At 46.4% G+C, this 20690-nt stretch carries 18 protein-coding genes; 10 read left to right on the top strand and 8 right to left on the bottom strand.

The features are described 5' to 3' along the window. The first annotated feature begins 155 nt into the window (after positions 1-155). Positions 156-1328: a signal recognition particle-docking protein FtsY gene (gene ftsY / locus HW988_RS13470; RefSeq protein ID WP_181604752.1), complete on the top strand. Its 1173-nt coding sequence runs from the start codon at positions 156-158 to the stop codon at positions 1326-1328. On the opposite strand, the gene HW988_RS13465 is transcribed toward ftsY, so the two are convergent. Then, positions 1308-1976: an NAD(P)H-binding protein gene (locus HW988_RS13465; protein ID WP_181607794.1), complete on the bottom strand. Its 669-nt coding sequence runs from the start codon at positions 1974-1976 to the stop codon at positions 1308-1310. The genes ftsY and HW988_RS13465 overlap by 21 nt on opposite strands. A 25-nt stretch (positions 1977-2001) precedes the next feature. Beyond that, positions 2002-3489, bottom strand: coding sequence for a L,D-transpeptidase (locus tag HW988_RS13460; protein WP_181604751.1), 1488 nt, complete (start codon positions 3487-3489; stop codon positions 2002-2004). A 126-nt stretch (positions 3490-3615) separates the two neighbouring features. Between HW988_RS13460 and HW988_RS13455 the strand changes: the two genes are divergently transcribed. Continuing rightward, positions 3616-5343 carry a hypothetical protein gene (locus HW988_RS13455; RefSeq protein ID WP_181604750.1) on the top strand — a complete coding sequence of 576 codons (1728 nt, stop codon included), beginning with the start codon at positions 3616-3618 and terminating at the stop codon, positions 5341-5343. 309 nt (positions 5344-5652) lie between these two features. Here the strand turns inward: HW988_RS13455 and HW988_RS13450 are convergent, their stop codons facing one another. Beyond that, positions 5653-6675 carry an HNH endonuclease gene (locus HW988_RS13450; protein ID WP_181604749.1) on the bottom strand — a complete coding sequence of 341 codons (1023 nt, stop codon included), beginning with the start codon at positions 6673-6675 and terminating at the stop codon, positions 5653-5655. A 531-nt stretch (positions 6676-7206) separates the two neighbouring features. Between HW988_RS13450 and HW988_RS13445 the strand changes: the two genes are divergently transcribed. From HW988_RS13445 to HW988_RS13410, 8 genes are all read left to right on the top strand, one after another. Beyond that, positions 7207-8973 (top strand): murein L,D-transpeptidase, encoded by a 1767-nt coding sequence (locus HW988_RS13445; RefSeq protein ID WP_220128740.1) that lies wholly within the window; start codon positions 7207-7209, stop codon positions 8971-8973. 61 nt (positions 8974-9034) lie between these two features. Continuing rightward, complete coding sequence (locus HW988_RS13440) at positions 9035-9643, top strand: hypothetical protein (protein ID WP_255490017.1); 609 nt, start codon at positions 9035-9037, stop codon at positions 9641-9643. Between the two features lie 108 nt (positions 9644-9751). Further along, complete coding sequence (locus HW988_RS13435; protein ID WP_142701027.1) at positions 9752-10060, top strand: cell division protein ZapA; 309 nt, start codon at positions 9752-9754, stop codon at positions 10058-10060. A gap of 27 nt (positions 10061-10087) precedes the next feature. Continuing rightward, positions 10088-10651 carry a 5-formyltetrahydrofolate cyclo-ligase gene (locus tag HW988_RS13430; protein ID WP_255490016.1) on the top strand — a complete coding sequence of 188 codons (564 nt, stop codon included), beginning with the start codon at positions 10088-10090 and terminating at the stop codon, positions 10649-10651. A 23-nt stretch (positions 10652-10674) separates the two neighbouring features. Beyond that, on the top strand, positions 10675-12240 hold the full coding sequence (rny, locus tag HW988_RS13425; RefSeq protein ID WP_181604746.1) for a ribonuclease Y: 1566 nt from the start codon (positions 10675-10677) through the stop codon (positions 12238-12240). Next, on the top strand, positions 12240-13475 hold the full coding sequence (tyrS, locus tag HW988_RS13420; protein ID WP_181604745.1) for a tyrosine--tRNA ligase: 1236 nt from the start codon (positions 12240-12242) through the stop codon (positions 13473-13475). Before rny ends, tyrS begins: the two co-directional genes overlap by 1 nt. Positions 13476-13545: 70 nt before the next feature. Continuing rightward, positions 13546-14349 (top strand): 2Fe-2S iron-sulfur cluster-binding protein, encoded by an 804-nt coding sequence (locus HW988_RS13415; protein WP_181604744.1) that lies wholly within the window; start codon positions 13546-13548, stop codon positions 14347-14349. 92 nt (positions 14350-14441) lie between these two features. Beyond that, a complete protein-coding gene (locus HW988_RS13410) occupies positions 14442-15266 on the top strand; it encodes an alpha/beta fold hydrolase (RefSeq protein WP_181604743.1) in 825 nt (274 codons plus the stop codon). Here the strand turns inward: HW988_RS13410 and HW988_RS13405 are convergent, their stop codons facing one another. The 5 genes from HW988_RS13405 to HW988_RS13385 all read right to left on the bottom strand — a co-directional run bounded on the left by HW988_RS13405 (position 15267) and on the right by HW988_RS13385 (position 20669). Then, positions 15267-16523, bottom strand: a complete 1257-nt coding sequence (locus HW988_RS13405) for a response regulator (RefSeq protein WP_181604742.1) — start codon at positions 16521-16523, stop codon at positions 15267-15269. Then, positions 16524-16904: a hypothetical protein gene (locus HW988_RS13400; RefSeq protein WP_181604741.1), complete on the bottom strand. Its 381-nt coding sequence runs from the start codon at positions 16902-16904 to the stop codon at positions 16524-16526. It abuts the gene before it with no gap. Between the two features lie 179 nt (positions 16905-17083). Then, positions 17084-17410, bottom strand: a complete 327-nt coding sequence (locus tag HW988_RS13395; RefSeq protein WP_142701019.1) for an iron-sulfur cluster assembly accessory protein — start codon at positions 17408-17410, stop codon at positions 17084-17086. Positions 17411-17523: 113 nt separating this feature from the next. After that, positions 17524-18717: a cysteine desulfurase family protein gene (locus HW988_RS13390; protein WP_181604740.1), complete on the bottom strand. Its 1194-nt coding sequence runs from the start codon at positions 18715-18717 to the stop codon at positions 17524-17526. A 44-nt stretch (positions 18718-18761) separates the two neighbouring features. Beyond that, on the bottom strand, positions 18762-20669 hold the full coding sequence (locus HW988_RS13385) for a hypothetical protein (RefSeq protein WP_181604739.1): 1908 nt from the start codon (positions 20667-20669) through the stop codon (positions 18762-18764). Between the last annotated feature and the right edge of the window lie 21 nt (positions 20670-20690).

The following is a 20690-nucleotide window of genomic DNA, read 5'->3' as shown; positions in this document are numbered from 1 at the left end:
GCCTTTTTAACAATTGCTTAACAAAACCAGGCCATGGTCAGGTTGTTGTTCTTAATGCAATGCATTAGAAAGTAACGCTCAGGGCTAAGGGCTAGATGGGTTCACTCCACCTCAAATGTGAGTTAGAAAAGCGGCACTTATTCTAAGGAGAAGAAATGTCACCAGGACATGAACAACAAATTGAAGTTCTCTTCGGCCTCGCCGCCGTTCTTTTTACGGTCATCTTTGGAGCGATTTTCTTTAGTTTCTGGAAGCGCGTGCGTTCCGAACAAAAAGCCGAAGCAAAAACTGAGGTTCTTACTCACGAAGTAAAACGTGAAATGCCGACGATGGCAGTTGAAGAACCCGTTCTGGCTCATTTGGATTCCACAGGTCAGGTTGTTTCTGATTTGCCAGCTGTTGATCTGGCGGATGCTCTTAGAAAAACCGAAGAAAATCTTTTTGGTCGTATTCGCAGTCTGTTCAAATCAGGTGATGCGAATCAACACTTGGATGATATCGAAGAAATTCTTTATACCAGCGATCTGGGCCCCGTGACGGTTCAACGTTTGATGGGCGCTTTGCATGAAAAACTTTCCCGCAAAGAACGCGCGGACTACGACACTGTCCGTGATTCTCTGAAAGAAGAGATCAAAAACATTTTTGCCGCTTCTCATTCAGCGGCCCCGACGACAGGCATCTTGTCTAAGATTCAATTCGCAACCAGTGGTCCAACGGTTTTAATGATCGTGGGTGTGAATGGTGCGGGTAAAACGACTTCTATCGGTAAAATCTCGGCGCAATTGGCGGCAGAGGGAAAAAAAGTTTTGGTGGCTGCGGGCGATACATTTCGTGCAGCAGCAGGTGGTCAGTTGAAAGTTTGGACAGACCGTGCGCAAGTGGAAATCTACTCCCCAGAGGGTGTGACAGATCCAAGTGCGGTGGCCTTCGATGCGGTTGCCAAAGGGAAAGCGCAAAACTATGACGTTGTGATCGTGGATACGGCAGGTCGTTTGCACACTCAAGCCAACCTGATGGAAGAGATCAAAAAAATGAAACGTGTGATGACGAAGGTTATTCCTGAGGCACCTCACGAGACATTGATCGTTCTGGATGCGAACTCGGGCCAAAATGCATTGATGCAAGCCAAAGAATTCCATAAATCATTGGAATTGACTGGTGCTGTCCTGACGAAAATGGATGGCACGGCAAAAGGGGGCGTGGCTGTTGGCCTTGCTCAAGAATTGCAAATTCCAATTAAGTTGATTGGTGTCGGCGAGCGTATTCAGGATTTACGCACGTTCTCGGCACAAGAGTTCGTGGACTCTTTATTCCAAGCCCACGTCTGATTTGATCGAGTCTGACATTCTTTGAATTTCGTCAGACTCGTAAATAAATTGTCCCTGATTAAAATTCAAAGCCGCCAGAGCCATTGCCTTCGCAACATCTTTTGCAGCAATGGCTTTGTACTTTTTAAGCGGCCCGATCATCAAAGCGTTCATCACCGGACTGAATTTTTGAGCGAGCACTTCGCCGGTACGGTGTTCTTTGCGATCTCCCAACAGCAGGGAGGGGCGGAAGATTTCAATCTGTGGGATCTTGAGCTTACGAAGATCGCGCTCCATTTCGCCCTTTACGCGGTTGTAAAACACGGAAGATTCAGCGTTCGCTCCCATAGCAGAGACCACCATGAACTTTTGCGCTTGGGCCTTCTCGGCGATTTTAGCGAACTCTATCACATAATCATAATCCACTTTGCGGAAGGCTTCCTGCGAGCCCGCCACTTTAATGGTGGTTCCCAGACAGCAAATGAATGTGTGTGCCTTAAGTGATGTGGCAGAGGTTGCGAGCTTATCAAAGTCTAAAACGATGTTTTCAATCTTGGCCGGGAAGCGACCCAAGGGCCTACGAGTCAGAACTGTGACATGCCCTACGTGTTCAATGCTCCCCAAAAGCAAAAGGAGCTCGTTACCTACGAGCCCCGTTGCGCCTGTCATGCAAATGTCAGTGGGAAAATTCATCCTAGTAGATGATGTTTGGTGGGAAGTGGTAGCCAGTTGCTTTCAAGTTTTCAGGAACAGAAGTTCTGAAATCAAGAAGACCGCTGACTTTAACTTTGCCTTTAACGGCTCTTGCATCTGGATGTTGATAGTCGATGAAACGACCCTCATCCACCAGGAAGTATCCACGGAAGTTTGTTGGTTCTTTGGATTTACCAGCGTCAATGCGGTAACGGTCACCAGATTTACCAGAGCTAGCTGAATTTTTATAGTTCAACTGAGCTGCCGTTGGATAACGGTCCACCATGTAGTTACCTTGCTCAATGAAGTTTTGACCTTGGATTACAGGGATGTTTTTTGTGATGATGTTTGTCGCATCCGCACTCAAACCGCCGGATTTTTGTGCTCCATCAGTCAATAGGATGTAATCCCAACGTACTGGATTGTTGTAAGCCTCTTTATAGCGGCTCAAAGGAATCACAGTGTCGTCCGAAAGGATTGTTTGGCGCTCGCGAGTCGATTCACGAGCGTAAACACGGTAAATGTCGGTGCCCACTGGCAAGATCTCACGAAGGTAAGCGATCGCGCGGTTTTCCAAGCGAGTGCAACCGTGAGAGCCCGGGTTTGAGAACATATTCATGAAGAAACCACGAGTGATGTCGATAGCGTCAGAACCATCCACGCCCCAACCGATAGTTCCGTGCATCCATTGGCTGTTAACACCGTTCACATCGTCAGAAGGTGAAAGCTTCGCCGCGTACCAACCGAAAGCACCGTAAACTGTGTCTTTGCCATTTTGCTTAGTCAACCATTTGCGAGAACCGATCACGCGAGAAGAGTTGGAAGAGATTGGTTTAGGGATCGATTTAAGATCCTGACCCGCAGTGTACCAGCTTGGGTAAGTTTGCATTCCATCTGAATAGAATTTAACCCATGAAGAGATGCGAGAGTGGCCCAACCAAGTCATGTAGGCATAGCGATCTGATTTTGTACCCTCTTCGTTACGGCCCACGACCATGTCAGTTTCCATCACAAGTTTGTGAGGGCAGCCTGGGTAAGTTACACAACGCTCGTAAACGCGAGTTTTCTCTGTCGCTACGTTTTGAATAACAAAGTATTTCAAAACAGGAGCTTCATAAACTTTGTCAGACAAGTAGTCTTTAGAAACAAATAATTGAGGCGCGATGTTCGTTGGAACAGATTTCGATTTGACCAATTTGATCTGAACCAGGGGAGTGCCTTCGCCCAAGGCATTTACCAAAACGACTTCGTCATTCATGGAAAGTTGACCCACGATATTATCCGAAGACGATGTGTTGTTGGAGCTCCGAAGATTCAAGTTATCAGCAGCGATGAAATAAGTTTTTCCAACCACCAATTGGTTTTTCGCCACAGCCATGATTTGCGCCTGGGCGAAAGATTCAGAAGCTGTAAATACATTCAGTGTCAAAGTGGCAACTAGCATGCAGATTGCTGTGTTCACACGATTTTTACCAAGAAACTTCATCATGGATTGTCCCCCCGAGATCAATTGCATAAATTACAAAATCGAGTCGTCGTATATCACAAAGTGGATGGTGGGCGACTAAAAAATTCGAATTTGTAAAAGTGCCCCGCGGCACGAACTGGAGGTTTCATGAAATGGATTTTGGGCCTTGGTACGATGTTCTTATTGTCTGCGACGAGTCAAGCGCAGTGGAGTTCTTACGGAACCAGGGATTGGAAAGTAACGAAAACTCAGTGGTCAACACAGGACGAGGAAGGATTCTCTAACTTTGTCGCACGTATAGGTGCTGCCGTCGAGAATCGTCAGTGCGACACCGTTAAAGGATGTCTGACTAGTAATGCAAATCCTTACTATTCTTCGGACCCCTCAGGGCTGGCTTACTATGCTGATTGCGCCGATCTTCCTTATTATTTGCGCTCTTATTACGCGTGGAAAAATGCTTTGCCGATGTCTGTTGCAAGCAGAGTCAACGCTCGCCCGGTGGCTGGAAATAACGGTGACATCCGGTATACACCGTTTGGGAATTACGTGACCGGTCGCTTCGATGTGGTCGCTGGAAATGGTCGCAATCGTAAAGCTTTCATCTATAACATTGAAGATTTCGATTATGGATTCGGGATTTTAGCTTCGCGCTATCCAAATGCCGTTTCCTTGTTGAACGGAACTATCACGAACACGACATTATCGGCGACGTTTCGTATGATGGGAACCGAGGACGGTAATATGTTCTCCGATTTCTATCCGGTGAAGCTGACACGTTTCAGTATTCGCCCAGGGACGGTCATCTATGATCCCAACGGTCACGTGGCAGTTGTTTATAAAGTGACGACGGACGGGCAGATCTATTATATCGACTCGCATCCTGACAATACTTTGACGTCTGGCATGTACAATCCAAAATTCGAGCGCAGCAATCCTTATCAAGGTGCTGGCTTTAAAAACTTCCGTCCTTTGACTTTGACGGGTGCAAAAAAAGATTCCAGCGGTGCTTACATCGGTGGGCGGGTGTTGGGCGCTAAGAATAATACACTGCCGTACTACAGTCTTGAGCAATTCTATGGGAACCGTCCTGATCCTGAAGGTCAGTGGTCGAAGGGGCAATTCATCTATAATGGTCGCGCGGTGGATTATTATGAATATCTGCGCATCATGCTGGCGAACGGAGAGTTGCGTATCGATCCATTGCAAGACATGCGAAGCATGGTAGCAGATCTTTGCGTGAACCTGAAAGATCGTGTGCAAGCGGTCGACGTGGCTTTACGTTCGGGTGTGCAAAACAAACCTCACCCAGAACGTCTGCCACAAAATATTTTTGGTACAACAGGGGAGTGGGAACAATTCGCATCGCCATCACGTGATGCGCGTTTGAAAGTTTCATTTATGAACTTGCTCGCGCAAACACGCAGTATGGTTCAGCGATATCAGGTCGGTGATCCAACCATCGTGTACCGCGGAAACAATTTACGCGGAGATTTGCTAGCGATTTACAATCGCGATGCCGGGGCCTGCCAGTTTTCGTACACAAACTCGCGCGGTCAGGCCGTGACCATGAATCTGGAACAGGCTCGTCAAAGAGTTTTCGACATGAGCTTCGATCCATACCACTGTGCCGAGCTTCGCTGGGGAGCCAAATCTTCGAATGAGCTAGCATCCTGCCCAGACAACCAAAACAAACGCGCCTGGTACAACGCCGAACGCTGGTTGCGCAACCAGTACGAGCGCACTTACGACGCCCGCATGGATTACTCGCTGGGCGAGTTAACTGGTCCAAAACCAGGAGTCGGCATCGCCAATCCCCCTGACGTGGATATCGTTCGTTTCTTACAAACTGGAACTCGCCGTTTATCAGCATACTAAGTCCTTCATGTCTGCCGCAGATCTAACAATTCTGCGGCAGAACATTTTCAAATATCTAAGTCGGGAAAAATCCCGATATTTGCCTCAGCTGCCGTAATCCATCCATCCATCCATCCATCCATCCATCCATCCATCCATCCGTCTGTCTGTCTGTCTGTCTGTCTGTCTGTCTGTCTGTCTGTCTGTCTGTCTGTCTGTCTGTCTGTCTGTCTGTCTGTCTGTCTGTCTGTCTGTCTGTCTGTCTGTCTGTCTGTCTGTCTGTCTGTCTGTCTGTCTGTCTGTCTGTCTGTCTGTCTGTCTGTCTGTGCTCTATGACGAATATTTGACGCCATTCTCTATTCTGTATTTGAGTCTATTGTGACCAGCGCAAAGTATCTGCAAATTCTCCAACTGATGATTGCCTCCAGCCCAACGACTTTGCTTGTGATCGACTTGTGGTAGCCATTTGCTTTCGCAACGACGACCCGTACCAGGATCAATATATTGGCAGCACTGTTGCTGATTCTTTAATTGCTTTACATTCTTAAGTGCCGGTGTCTTTCTTGCCGCCACGGTGGCGGTAGAAATGGCATCAGCCGAACTGAGTGAAGCAGAATCATCAATTTCAGTAACTGAAATATTAGTTGTTGTGGTGTTCGAAGAATTGACAAATGTTTCAATTCCAACAAATGAAATATTGCCAGGCGTAGAGCTTGTTCGGTTTTGGTTATTAAGCCCAGTTTTTTGACGGATGACCTTTTCCGAAAGGTATTCCAAAAACTGACCCAAATCCTGAGTATTGAGGGAGTGGGACAAAAGCTCCTGAGCACGTTTGATCTTTTCAAATGATTCTTTCGAGAGAGTGAACTCAACTCGAACACTTTCATCAGCCTGAACTTTTTGTTGAGCAGACTGCACCACAGGCAATTCGAAAAATGCTGCCACTTGAAATTGAGATTCCGAATGACTCTTGCCACAAAGATCTTCAAATACCTGAAGTTTCTGTTCTGCAGTGACTTTGACGGATTGATTTTTAAAAATTTCGCGAGCAGCCTTTTGCACCAAGGAAATTTGATTAAGTTTCAATTCACCACTTTGAATCTTATCAGCAACCGCAGGAATTTCGCGAATCAAGCGGGCCGCATCGATGCGACGTTGCGCACTTCCTTCAGAATAGCCAACGCCCTTAACCAGATAGTCGAAAAGGCTGCCAAATCCCAGCTCCAAATAAGTTTTGCGCGAATCAATTTCTTTAATCGTCAAAAGTACATCGTGCAAAAGATCCCGCTCGCGCTGAGCCAAAGTTTTCATTCTTTCATCTAGTTCAATCTTATTAAGAAATTTCAAATTCATACATGCCTCCCGAAATTGAAAGCAACATACCACAAGGTTTTTAAAGCCTTTTCCGGAGAGCCAAACAACACAGCGCGAACGCCTTCGAGAAACTCATTAGAAGCCCGCTAGAAAGAGAAAAATAAAAAAGCATTCTTTTAAAAAAATAGATTGGCGTTCGATTCACAATGCGGATTCTGACGAGTCTGATTTTCCGTCAATAACATATTTGAAGTTGATGCATTATTTTTTCGAAATTGCAGGGGTTGCTGGACGAGCTGAAAAACGACGAGTTCAGAAATAGGTAGGGAAGCAGGCGCGTGAAATCTAGTCCGATATTTCCACCGCCACCGTGGCGGTAAAAGGAAAGATTTCGACAGATACTGCGGATGGTTGGGAGGGCGTAAAAACCTCGTCTCAAAATGAGACGGTCACAGCAGGTGTCACTGGCTGACAGTATTTGTTACCTCCATTCATATGCGAGCCCATAGCGAATATAACCCCGCTCGGGTGGCACAGAAGTTGGAAGTTACTGATATGAGTGAGGTTCCTATGAAAATGAAAGACTTTATCAGCAGTAACGAAGTCCTACTGATCATCATCGGCATTTTTTTGCTGTTTCCGTTGTTCAGTAATGCACAAGCGCTGGTGCCTGACGCTCAATCCTCACAGATGACCAGATTGATTCAGGATGCTGTCAGCAATCCGGCATCGGCGAATTTCCAAATCCTGCTAAACACGGACAAATTAAAGCAGTTCTACACGGACGGAAGCGATTCCTTCCACCCATATTGGATCGATCAAAGTACAATGCAACCGAATAGCAAAGCATTGGTTCTAAGAAAAATCCTGGAAGCTGCTCCAAGCCACGGTCTTTGGGATGTTTACTGGAATCACGCTTGGGATCCGGTGTTTGATGGTCGAGGCGGGGCCTCTGTTCAAGACATGGCAGATATGGAAGTTAAACTTTCTGAGGCCTATTTAAAGTATGCACATCACATTTACATCGGTCGCTTTGATCCAAGAAAATTCGATTCAAACATCGAGATGGCTCCTGTGCAAATGAAAGACTTCATGCTTCGTCTTAAGAAAGTTGCCAGAGAACCAAAATGGAATCTGGCTGAAGAGACAGATAAGCTGAATCCTTCGATTCCTGAATATCGCCATTTGAAACTGGCGTTGGCAAACCTTCGCAATCTTGCTGATAAATCCTGGAATAAAATTACGCCAGCAGGGGCGGAACTGGCTTTGGGAGTGCAAAATCCTAAAGTTGTAGAGGTAAAAAGAAGACTGGCTCAGTTGGGTTATCGCATTCAGAACATTCAAAGCCCTGAGTTCGATGCGGATTTAGATAAAAATCTGAAATCGTTTCAATTGAACAGCGGTTTAAAAGTCGACGGAAAAATTGGCGCTAACTTTTCTAAGGTATTAAATCATTTAAATGTGCCACTGGAACAAAGAATCAAGCAGATCGAGCTAAACATGGAAAGATACCGTTGGATTCCGCGTAAAATGGATACACGTTATATTTTCGTGAATGTCGCCATGACAAAATTCAACCTGCGTGATGATAGTCTTTGGTCAGAAAAAGAAAACAAATGGGCTCCGGAAGCAGTAAAATTGCAATTCAGAACCATCAATGGCCGCGACGTCAGAAAAACTCCGTTGATGATCCGCAAAATCTCTCGTGTCGAGTTTAATCCGACATGGACTGTTCCGTCTTCGATCGCTATCAAAGATAAGCTTCCAATCCTTCAAAAGGATCCGACTTATTTGGATAAACACAAAATGTTCCTGGCCGAAGCCGTTAAAGTTGAAGGCAAAACAAAATGGATCCCAGTGCAAAACCCTGATTGGACGAAAATTACGGAAGCAGACATGCAGAGCTCCCGTTATATTATCGTGCAAAAACAAGGTTATGATAATGCCTTGGGTGTCGTTAAATTCCCACTTGATGGAAACAGTTTTAGCATCTATCTGCACGATACAAATGAAAGAGATCTGTTCAATGATGAGAACCGTCACGCGAGTTCCGGTTGCGTGAGACTGCAAAGACCCTTGGATCTTGCAGCGTATTTACTAAAAGATAAGCCAGGATACTCCATGGACGAAATTCTGAAAATCGTGCCGTCAACGACGGAGCCGGAATCTCGTCCAACGAAAGTCGTTTCACTTGCGAAGCCGATTACGGTGTATTTGCACTATCTGACTGTTTTCGCAAAGAGTAACGGAGAAGTGGGTTTCGCTGATGATGACTACGGTCAGGACCCCATCTTGCTTGAGGCCTTAAATAGTCCAGCCAACAACTCCAGTTTCTAATCCGACCTCACCGTAATGGAATAAAATTGGCTGAAAACAAAATCTATGTTTCGATAAAGGGATGAAAAGCTTCGTCCCTTTTATTTTTCTCACTCCGCTGCTCGCCAGCGCGCAGCCGAACACTAAAATGCCGCCTCCAACAGCGACGCCGGTTTCGGTGTCGTATGAAAACGTGCTGAAGTGTTTCCCAGAACTCAAAGATGACAGTTTGGCCTTTAAAGTGAATTTGACGAAGCTTAAGGAGTTGGCGGACGAGAAGTTTGTGACCATTCGCTCGCAGTTGCGTCAAAGAAAAGTGAACTACCTGGATGCGGACAAACAAGAGTTCAATCTGATCTTAAAAAACGAAACCACCTCCATCAAGAAACCAAAAATTGAACTCACGGTTCAAAAGGTTCAGGCCGATGGTGTGCTTACGGATATAGCACTTACGAAAAATCAACGCACCAACCCTAAGCAGGAGATTATTAACGGTTTCCTCTTAAACTCCACCATCAGAAGTGACGTCTACTCCTATCTTGACACGAAGCTAAATGGAGTGAGCTCGACCTACAAGCGCAATTTCCACGAGGTGACAGAGTTCAATCTCGAGGGATCGGCGCGAAAGCGCAGCCTGTCTTGCAGTAGCGAGTCCCAGTTGGGGATTATTTGCACTTGCACTAAGAAATAATTGGTTGAATACCGCTTCTCGTTACAGCTATACTTTTTAGTGTTGTTCTAGGATTTTTTCTAGAGTTTTAAAAGGTTTAGCCCATTAGCGATTGAAAGAGGAGACACGGTGACTGCTGAGAAAAAGAACTTTAATTTCCTCATTGCAGGAGTCCCGTACAAACTTAGATCCTCACACGACGATGCCACAGTTCAGGAACTCGTCGACTTTGTTAATAACAAAATGAATCAAGCAATGGCCGTTACGAAAAACGGTTCCTTCCAGAATGCCGCTGTGTTGACAGCGATGAATCTTGCGGAAGAACTCATCCTTTTGAAAAGAAAAGCGCAGCGTGAACTCGATAAACTCGAGGAAAAAACGATGCAGCTTTCTTTGGAACTTGAAAACTCCAAGAACAACAAGGTTTTGAACAACTAACTTTGATGTAACTCTCTTGGAGTGCCCATGCCCTCTTGGAGCTCTAAACAGGAATGTCGTTCCTTTTATAAATCTCTTTGCGCCCAAGAGTTTGCGCAAGGTCTTGTTCAAAACCAGCAGCAGTTGAATGTATTTCTGCAGGACTTCATGTCTAAGCAGAACGGATGTTGGGGTGCCTATCGGGCCCTCGCTCAAGAAGCCAGCGTGGATGAGGTGTTTCAAATCCACGATATCGACTGGGCGTTTCCCCGTACAAAAGGAAACGAACTTGAGTTTTGTTTTGCATCAGGTTTTAGCCAGGGCGCCTTTGGCGTTTTGGAGCCTGATCCCAACTCCGCTATCATAGATCTCAATGGCATTCACGGCCTGCTGATTCCCGGATTAGTTTTTAATAAGAATGGCAACCGCCTTGGTAAGGGCAAAGGTTTTTATGACAAGACCCTTGCTCACTTTAAAGGAATCAAGGTGGGGGTTTGTTTTGATTTTCAAATTTCAGAACAGACGCTACCGATGGAACCGCACGATGAAAAGATGGATTACATCATCACCGAGTCGGGGATCAAAGTTTGCCAGCAGTTTGAGCTTCATTAGAAGCCTTTAGGAGTAAGGAAGAAATGGAAATTTTAATCACAGCCATTATCTGTTTAATTTTGGGCGGTGTCGCTGTTTTCATGGTGAAACGCATTCAGGACAATAACAGCAAAAAATCTGCTCGCGTTGAAGCAGAACGTATCGTTAACAAAGCCAAGTCTGAAGCAGCGAAACTTAAAAAAGACGCTGAGACTCGTGCAAAGGATTTTGAAGGTCGCGCCCGCAAAAATGTGGAAGCCGACATCCATAAGCAAAATTCCACTTTGAAAAACAAAGAATCCCAATTGGATCGCCGTTTGAAAGAAATCGAACAGCAATTCAAACAAAAGATGGAAGAAAACGAGCGTTATTTGAACACGATGAAAGACCGCGAAGAAAAAATCGCGATCTCGGAAAACCGTATCAAAGAGCTTGAGAAAAAAGGCGAAACTCAAATTGGCGAACTAAAACAGAAATTGGAATCCGTTGCGGGTATGTCCCAAGACGAAGCCAAACGCCAATTGCTTGCGGCCATCGAAGACGAAGCGAAAATCGAAGCGTCTAAAAAAATCACGCAAATCGAAGAGCAGGCTCAGAAAGAATCTGAAGTTAAAGCGAAGCGCATCCTGGCAACAGCGTTGTCCCGTTTCGCGTCTGAGTTCACTTCTGAAAGAACTGTCAGCGTTTTGGCACTTCCGAACGACGAGATGAAAGGTAAAATCATCGGTCGTGAGGGCCGTAATATCAGAACTTTGGAAGCTCACTGTGGTGTGGACTTGATCGTCGATGATACTCCCGAAGCAGTGGTGATCTCTGGTTTCGATCCAGTTCGCCGTGAACTTGCCCGCAGAACTATCGAGAAATTGATGGAAGACGGCCGCGTGCATCCGGCGCGTATCGAAGAAGTCGTTGAAAAACAGCGTAACGAATTGATGAAAGCCATCAAAGAAGAAGGCGAACGTCACGTGATGGAACTGGGTATTCCAAACATGCACCCAGAATTGATCAAGATCATCGGCGGTTTGAAATACCGTAACTACCAAGGTCAAAATGCTTTGAATCAAGCACTTGAAGTTGCCAACATTGCGGGCTTGCTAGCAGGTGAGTTGGGCGTGAGTGTGAAACTGGCACGTCGTGCGGGTCTTTTGCACAATATTGGTAAAGCAATCGATCACACGGCAGAAGGCAGCTATGCACTTGTCGGTGCGGAAGCCGCTAAAAAATATTCTGAATCTGAAGACGTATGTCACGCGATCCGCGCTCATGATGAAGAGGAAAAACCTCATTCTATCCTGGCTTGGATTGTTCATGCCGCTTACATCTTGTCCAGCGCGCGTCCAGGTGCTCGTCGTCCACAAATGGATTCCTTTATCCACCGCTTGGAAGACCTTGAATCCATCGGTAACAGCTTTGATGGCGTGTTGAAAACTTTGGCTCTTCAAGCTGGTAAAGACGTTCGCGTCTTGGTGGAATCCGCAAAGGTAACTGATGACCAGGCTGTGATGTTGTCTCGTGATATCGCTCGTAAGATCGAGCGCGAAGTGCCTCAAGCTGGCCAAATCAAAGTTACAGTTGTTCGTGAGACTCGCAGTGTGGAGCACGCAAGATAATGAGTTTTTTGGATCCTAAAGAACAGTTAGAGAGAATTAAATTCGGCGTTGCTGAGTTTATCAATGACGAAGAGATGCTTAAGAAATTGAAGCGCTCTAAGGATACGAACACTCCATTGCGAATTAAGCTGGGTGCGGATCCGACTCGTCCAGATATTCATATTGGTCACACTGTTGTTATCAATAAACTTAAGACGTTTCAGGATCTGGGCCATCACATCATTTTCTTGATTGGTGATTTCACGGCAACGATCGGTGATCCGACGGGGAAGAGCTCGACTCGTCCGGTTCTTTCTCGTGAAGAGATCGAGGAAAACGGTCGCACGTATGCTAAACAGATCTTTAAGATCCTAGATCCAGAAAAAACCGAAATCGTTTATAATTCGTCTTGGATTGGCAAGATGACTCCGGGGGAGTTCATCAAAATGGCGGCACAATATACAGTGGCGCAAATGCTGGAGCGTGACGACTTTACGAAGCGTTACCGCGCAGGCACACCGATTGCGATTCATGAGTTCTTGTATCCATTGACTCAAGGTTATGACTCTGTGGCTTTGAAAGCTGACGTGGAGTTGGGTGGGACGGATCAAAAGTTCAATCTTTTGGTAGGTCGTGCGATGCAATCTGCTTACGGCCAGGAACCTCAGTGTATCTTGACGATGCCAATCCTGGAAGGGATCGATGGCGTTAATAAGATGTCTAAGTCGTTGGATAACTATATCTCTGTTGTCGATACTCCGAAGGACATGTTCGGTAAGACGATGAAGATTTCAGATGATTTGATGTACCGTTGGTATGAATTATTGACGGACATCACCGCCGCTGAACTTGAACTTTTAAGACAAGACGTTGCCAGTAAAAAGAAACATCCACGCACTGTGAAGGTGGAGTTGGCAAAATTCATCATCAAACGTTTCCACTCGGCGGAGGCAGCTCAGGCGGCCGAAGACGAATTTAACCGTATCTTTGTCGACAAAGGTTTACCTGACGACATTCCCACGGTTGAGATCAGCAAAAATGATATTCCGGCTGAGGGCTTAGGCGTAGCTCAGTTGTTAGTTAAGTTGAACTTTGCAGCTTCGAATAGCGAAGGCAATCGTATGGTTCAAGGTGGCGCCGTGCAAATCGACGGTCAAAAGGTCACCGATGGTAAAATGAAACTGCAGCCTGCAATGATTGACGGCAAAGTCGTAAAAGGCAGCAAGACGAAATTCGCGAAAGTGAAATTAGTCTAAAAGGTACGCCGTACCTTTTGGGGATGCGGCGTGCTAGTAAAAGGTGCTTGGCACCATTGAGGATTCGAGTATGAAAATTAAATTTCTTCCGCAAAATATTGAAGTCGAAGGTACTCCAGATAAGTCCCTTTTGCAGATTGCGACGGAAAATCATCTTGAGATCCGCTCTATCTGTAAAGGTGTTCCAAGCTGTGCGGAATGCCGTGTGCGTATCAAAGAGGGCGACAATAATGTGCTGCCGCCGGGTAAAGCTGAACTGAGCCTAATCGGAACCAGCTACTTTATCGACGGCCGCCGTCTAAGCTGCCAGGTGCGTTGCTTCGGTGACGTGACTGTGGATTTGACGGAACAAGTTGAGCGCGCAGAAAATCAAACTAAGAAAATCAGAGGCTTCCGTACCAGCAAGCAAATGGAATCCAAAGCTGTGAACGACACGATGTTGTTGGATACAAAAGTGGATGAAGCCGCTTTGAACGCGCAAAATGCTTCTGCGGGTGGCCATGTTGCGCCTGAAAAATCCCTGGAAGAGTCGCAAGCGCCTCAGCAGGCGAAACAGCAGCAACACGGCAATCAACAACGTCAGCAAAATCGCCCGCAACAAAATCAGAATCCGCAAAAGCAAAAGCAGCCCCAACACCATAATCAAAAGCAAGGTGGAGGCCAGCAGCAAAAGGGTCAACAGCAAGCAAAGCAAGGCGGTGGTCAAACCCAACAGCCTAAGCAGCACAATCAAAATCAGCAAAAGCCTAAGCAAGGCGGCGGTCAGAACCAAAATCAAAATCAGAACCGGCAGCACAATCAGCCAAAGCAGAATCCGAATCAGCAAAAGCAACAAAATCAACAGCAGCCGAACAAGCCAAAACCTCAGCAGTAGGACTTCTGAGGTCGGGTTTCTTCACCATTTGTTGACTAACTGGCATTAGGTCCAGTTGCATGACATTTGATAGAAACCGATAAGATTCTAGAATGTCTCACAAGATCACTTTCAGAGAACGCGGGCAAGGGCCAATCCTTATTCTTCTTCATGGTTACGGAGGAAGCGTTCATCATTGGGAGGGTGTTGCCTCTCAGCTGGAATCTCAGTACCGCGTGATCATCCCCAATTTAAGTCATGTCTATATGAGCAGTGATAAGCTGCTGTTCACCGTGCAGGTGGAAGTCCTGGCACGATTCATTCAGGAACATTTCCCGAATGAGCGCGTGCACCTGGCTGGTTTAAGTTACGGCGGCGCCTTAAGCTGGGGACTTGCGACTCAGCATCCGCATTTGGTGCATAAGATGGCTTTGATCAATCCTATGGTCACAGATCCGGTGAAAAACTTTTTGCCTAAAGAGCTCAGATTTTTTTTCTCGATTCCTTTGAATCTAAAAAGTATTTATCTGATGCTTTCTACTCCCATGGGAGCAAGCTTCCTAAAACGGGCCGCACAGATTTTTAGAGACGAAAGATCTGAAGGGGCTGTGTCTGTCGAGCACCTAAAAGGACGTAAGCTGCAATTCGTAGCTCACATGATTCATCATTTTTCCTGGATCTTGCGTTCCGAAGACTGGCAGTTTTGGAATAAAAAACTTTTCAAGTATCGCGGGGACTGCCGTCTGATTTTTGACGAAAGCGATCTACTGTTTAATCAAGATGCCTACAAAAAATTCGCTCAGCATTTGGGTTGTGAAGACATGATTGTTTTGCAAGGGGCGGGGCACCTGGCGATTAAGTCTCAACCAGAAATCGTTGCTCAGCATTTAGGTGAATTCTTGCACGTCGCAGCTCCCTTTGAAAGAGCCGCGAAATAGTTAAGCCTTCTCGCGAGATGGCGGTTGATTCGGAAATGCCCGCTGATATCTTTCGGAAATATCCTCTGCCAAGACCGTCTTATTGTCGCTGATTAACAGACGAATGAACGTTTCATAGGATTCAGCATCCATACGATTTTGTGCTGCCATCTTGCGACCCTGATCAATAACTTTGGAAAGGGGCAACGTTTTACAGTTAAACAGGAAGTAAAGATTTTCGTATTCTTTGCTGCCCACTTTGCTGGAAGGAAATTGCTGTAAAAAGCGGGCCGCCTGACTGACAGCTTGAGCATCTCCACGCAATAAGACCTTCACAATTTTACTGATGTATTCAGAATCCGCTCCCAATACCTGAACACCCAATTCAAAACACTCCACCGCTTTGGTAAGGGCTTTGTTGTTTAAGTTCGAGCGACCAGCAGTGAAGAGTGCGGCTGAAAAGACGTGGCGAAGTTCCGGAGTTTTATGATCCAGCTGCGCAAAAAGTTGGAAGTAGTGAGGCACTTCATCCAATTTTCCCGAGAAAACAGCAGAAATGAAAAGCTGTCCCAGGCGCTTAGGGCCGATCGGATAGTTTTCAATGATGGTGTTCGCGACAGTATAGGCGTTGCCGAAATCTTTTTGCTCATAAAAAGTATCAAATTTACCCGTTAAGCAGCGATAGTGCAGAGGTTGCAAAGTTAAGCCCTTGGCAAACTCATCCGTGGCGAATTGATATTCAGTCTCTTTGAATTTCGTATAACCCAGATAATAGTGCGCAAGCGTCGGCTTTTCCTGATGTTGCAGGGCTGCCGAGAACTTGTGTTCCGCGTCTTTCAATTGGCCATCCAAAAGAGCCTGTTTCCCTTCGCGAATCGCTTTGATGTAATCACTGGGATTCAACTTGCGGTCAATCAATTGGCGCAGTCGATTTGCCAGCATACCGCTTTGGAAAGGCTTTACGATATAGTCATCGACTAATTCTTCTGCAGCTTCCGCAATGGAAGAGCTGGAATTATTGTGAGTCATGATGATCGAAATATTGTTGGGGCTGTTTGCCGTGTGCATGGTGACCAGCTCCAGACCAAATTTTGCATCGACCTGAAATTCAGTGATCAACAATTGTGGTTTTTTATCCGTTAAAAATTCCAAGGCACCGACATAACGTTTTGTCGTAAAAATATTTTCGTTCAGCAGGCCGATTTCTAAAAGTGCTGAAGCAATAAGATTCGTATAAGATGGGGAGCTGTCGACGATAAGTGCTGTCAGATTTTTCATTTAATCAAGCTCCCGCATGGCTCTGAACAACATGTCGGTGTTCAATTGCGATTGCATGTTAGCGTTAAGAAAATTCTCCCAAAGACCTTTTTCAAAACGATGAAGTTCAACAGTGTACTTTGAATGTTTGCCGGAATCCAAAGCCTCGCTTTGTGTGATTTTGCCCGTGGCTAAAAAATCGTGGGAAGCTCCATCGAAATAAAATTTGCCTTCCAGGTGAACGATTGTTCCCAGTCCGCAAATACGGGGGGAAGCTTCAAAAGTAAAAGACTTCTCAGCGTATTCCAGAATTTCCAAAGGGCGTGCCTTTAGATTTTTGATCAACTCAAATTCCGTGGTGAGATTTTGTAAGCTGTGAATTTCTAAAAAGTTTTTAGCCATGGATCTATGATAATCCCGGACGCTGAAGAAACCTATTTTGCCAATGGACAGGTGGAACAGTTCTAGACGTAGAAAGTGCCGCTCACTTTTATCCTGCTACAAATGTAGGTCTAAAAAATGGCACCCCAGTAATGAAAGACCCCGTTTCCAACGGACGTTATGGAGTCATTGTGAGTAAATTAGACGTTAAAGCTGGAACCGCAACCGCAGTGTTTCGTGGCATTGGGGTTGTTGAAGACAAAGCCTTTGCCATTCAAACCACCAGAGAAATCCAAAGTCATACCCAAGATGTACAACATAGAGTTCGCATCCACAGCGATTTTTTGGCCGTTGGATTCAAAGATCTTGTCTCCGTCACGAGGAGTTGTATCGAAATCCATTTTATAAGAAAGGCCTGAGCAGCCCCCCTTTTTCACTTCCACGCGCAAAAATGCAGCTTCGTCTTTGCCATCATCTTTTTTAAGAGCCGCTAGTTTCGTTGCCGCTTCTGGGGAAATGTTAATCATGGGATTCTCCTGGAGATAAATTCCCGGCCAGTGTACCACAAAGCCCGCAGGCAGGGGAGGGTCAATTCCATCCCCCGGCGGAGTAAGCTAAAATACTGAAAATATTATACATTTTAAGTTGGGATGGCGCCGTGAAGGATCTCGACGGCACGGTGGATGTCGCTTTCAGAGGTCCAGCGTCCCAGGGAAATACGGAACGTGCAGCGAGCATCCTCTGCCGACATCCCAATGCCTTTAAGGACGTGGCTGATGCTAACCGATCCGGAACTGCAGGCTGACCCCGTGCTGATTCCCAGTTTTTGAATTTTCGGCGCCAAAGACTCTATCGTGATACCCGGCAAAGTCACATTTAGATTGATCGGCGAACGCTCTGTGGGATGTCCATTCAAGCGAATGCCTGGAATCGCTGCCTGCAGCTTCGTCCAAAGCAAATTGCGAAGAGACGTCATGCGAGCAGTTTCTGCTTCCAGATTATTTTTACAGATTTCAGAAGCGACTCCCAGGCCCACGATTGCAGGAACATTCAAAGTGCCAGAGCGAAGTCCTTTTTCCTGACCGCCACCGTAAATCAAAGGATTGATTTCAACCTTTGGATCTTTACCACGGATGTAAAGTGCAGCAGATCCTTTCGGGCCATACATTTTGTGAGCTGAGAACGACATCAAGTCGATGCCCATTTCGGTCACGTTTACTGGCACTTTGCCAATCGCTTGTGTGGCATCCGTGTGGAAAAGAATTTGTTTTTCTTTGCAAAGCTTTGCAGCTTCAGACACGGGGTTGATGCTGCCAATTTCGTTATTCACCCAAATCAAACTGACCAGTTTCGTGTGAGGCTTGATCGCTTGGCGAAGAGTTTCTAATTCGATCTGGCCGTATTGATTCACGGGAAGGAAATCAACTTCGACACCTTGCTTTTCCACGGCCATCATCGCTTTAACGATGGAGCTGTGTTCGACATTGCTCGTGATAAAATGGATGGGCTGATTTGGATTTGTTTCGCGAAGCTTCGTCAACAGACCGAAAATCACCCAGTTGTTGGATTCTGTCGCGCTCGCAGTGAAAGTCAGCTCGGAAGACTTTGCGCCGATTAAAGAAGCCACTTGCATGCGGGCCTTCTGCACGCCGTTTTCTGCAGTCCAACCCCAATGATGGGAAGCGCTTGACGGATTTCCAAAGTACTCTTTGAAATACGGTTCCATCGCAACAAAAACCTGTGGATCTACTGGTGTCGTGGCGTTGTAATCCAAATAGAGTCCTTTATCGGACGCTGTTTGAGCGGCTGAGCTGGGCTGAGTAGTGATTTCCATGGCAGTAGCTAATAACGGTCGCAAAGCGGGGTCAAGAGGATTCCCTATGAGGCCAAAGGTTTCTTAGTGTCTTTTGCCTCTTTTTCGAGCTGCTCTTGGTACTGGTCGATCTTGTCGTTCAAATAGTTCTGTGCACGGTACTTATCCAGATTTTGAAGTTCCATGCGTAAGACATGAAGATGTGTGATGCCTTGATTCACAAGGCGAGTTTTTTGTTCCGAAAGAAATACTCCGCCCTCGGGAGTATAAAGCACATAGCGGTTGTTGCGCGGCAAATGGACGTAAAGGTTGAAATCAACCGGGACATCGGTGCGCATTTCATGGATTTTGACCGCTGCCATTTCTTCATCGGGGGAGGCCGAGATTTCTGCCTTAAGATCGGGACGGGGAAAGAAGGCCATCGCAACTTCGTTGCCTTTGTGCACTGACTTTCTTAAAAACTCAGCGTGCTCTACGGCCCAAGCTGCGAAAGGCACTTGTTTGATTTTGATCGGCATGGTTTCGTTGTTTTCCAAGTTCTCGCCGTTTTCCGATAGAAACTTAAACAGACGAGTGCGGATTTTTTCAACGAAGTGAATATCAATCGTCAGATGTTCTGCCATCGCCGCAACCAGATATCCTGAAAAACGGCCCGACTCGACAAGAATGCAAGCGACGTTAGTAGCAATGCCAACGTTGCGCTTTTTTTCCGTGATCACGCAGGCTTTATCCATCGCCTCTCGAGTTCCTTTTAAGATCAGCGAGCCTGGATCTTTTGCGACTTCATCGGCGGTCTCTTTCAAAACATGTTGTTTTTTATTTTTACCATCGGCGCCTAAGGGAGCCCACATGGTGTCGGACTTTTTTCTGGAAGAGTAAGAAGCTTCGCCCCCGTCACCATAGGGATCATAGTTTGGATCATTCGGATCCAAGGTGTCGGATGCGGCAGCACTCCCACTGGGACCCATGAAGCCGGGCGCGTGGGGATTTGTTGCCGAACCGCCGTCCGCAGAAGGGCTGCTGTTGTGATTAAAGTCGCTTCCAAAACCGCCGTTCATTCCGTGAGCACTGGAATTCTTTCCATTGCCATTGGCGAAACCATTGCTGCCATTGGGATCTGGGAAATTTGGATCCATGCCGTTCGCGCCATTTGTGCCGAAGCTATTGGGATTGAATCCATTGCCAATTGCACCATCGTTAAAACCGCCAAAACCATTTTGTGCGGCATTGCCGCCGGCACCGTTCATTCCGTTTTGTTGGCCCCCCATAAAACCATGAGCACCATTCTCTGATTCTTGATTGCTGCCACTGGAAAATCCATTCATCGCGTTTTGTTCGGCTTGCCCGGCAAATCCTGCCATGCCAGGTTGAACCGCCGTCATGGTTCCATCTGCGGCTGTGCCTTGAGCAAAGCCCGCGAGGTTGCCACTGGTGGCACCGCTATCAAGTGCGCCCATCAAATTTGCCAAAAAGTTTTGCGTAGATGTCGCCGAGGCATCGCCCCCTGCTTCGCCACCACGAATGGCGATAACACCCGAACCATTCCCGCCATTGCCATCCCAGGATCTGTTTGCGGCTGCTGCTTGGGGGTTGGCCATTTGATCTTTGTTATACTTATTCACCATACGTTCAACGGCAGGTCCCGTGATCGGATGGTAAATAGCGTAACCAGAATTGCAGTCGTTGAGGATTTTAACTGACGAGGGAGTCGAGTGTTCAGCGAAAGCAATCACGCAAACCGGAAATGCCTGACTTAAAACTTTCGGAAGATTTCTGACTTTCTTATTGGGGTGATCGATGCTGACCATGACGAATTGGGGCTGGTTCTGAACCAGAAATACCATCGCCTCTTTAAGGTTGTGGGTGGATTTGATTTCCCATTCGCGGTTTTTCAGAAATCCCTCAACAGGGCCAAGACTTTGTGGATGAGACTTGATGATCAGCAGTTTGCGCTTTTCGGTCTTTTGGTCCATGTTACGTTCCTGTTAAAAAAT

The sequence above is a fragment of the Bdellovibrio sp. KM01 genome (genome assembly GCF_013752535.1).
In the GTDB taxonomy this organism is placed as follows: Bacteria; Bdellovibrionota; Bdellovibrionia; order Bdellovibrionales; family Bdellovibrionaceae; genus Bdellovibrio.
This window is presented reverse-complemented; position numbering and strand designations above follow the sequence as displayed.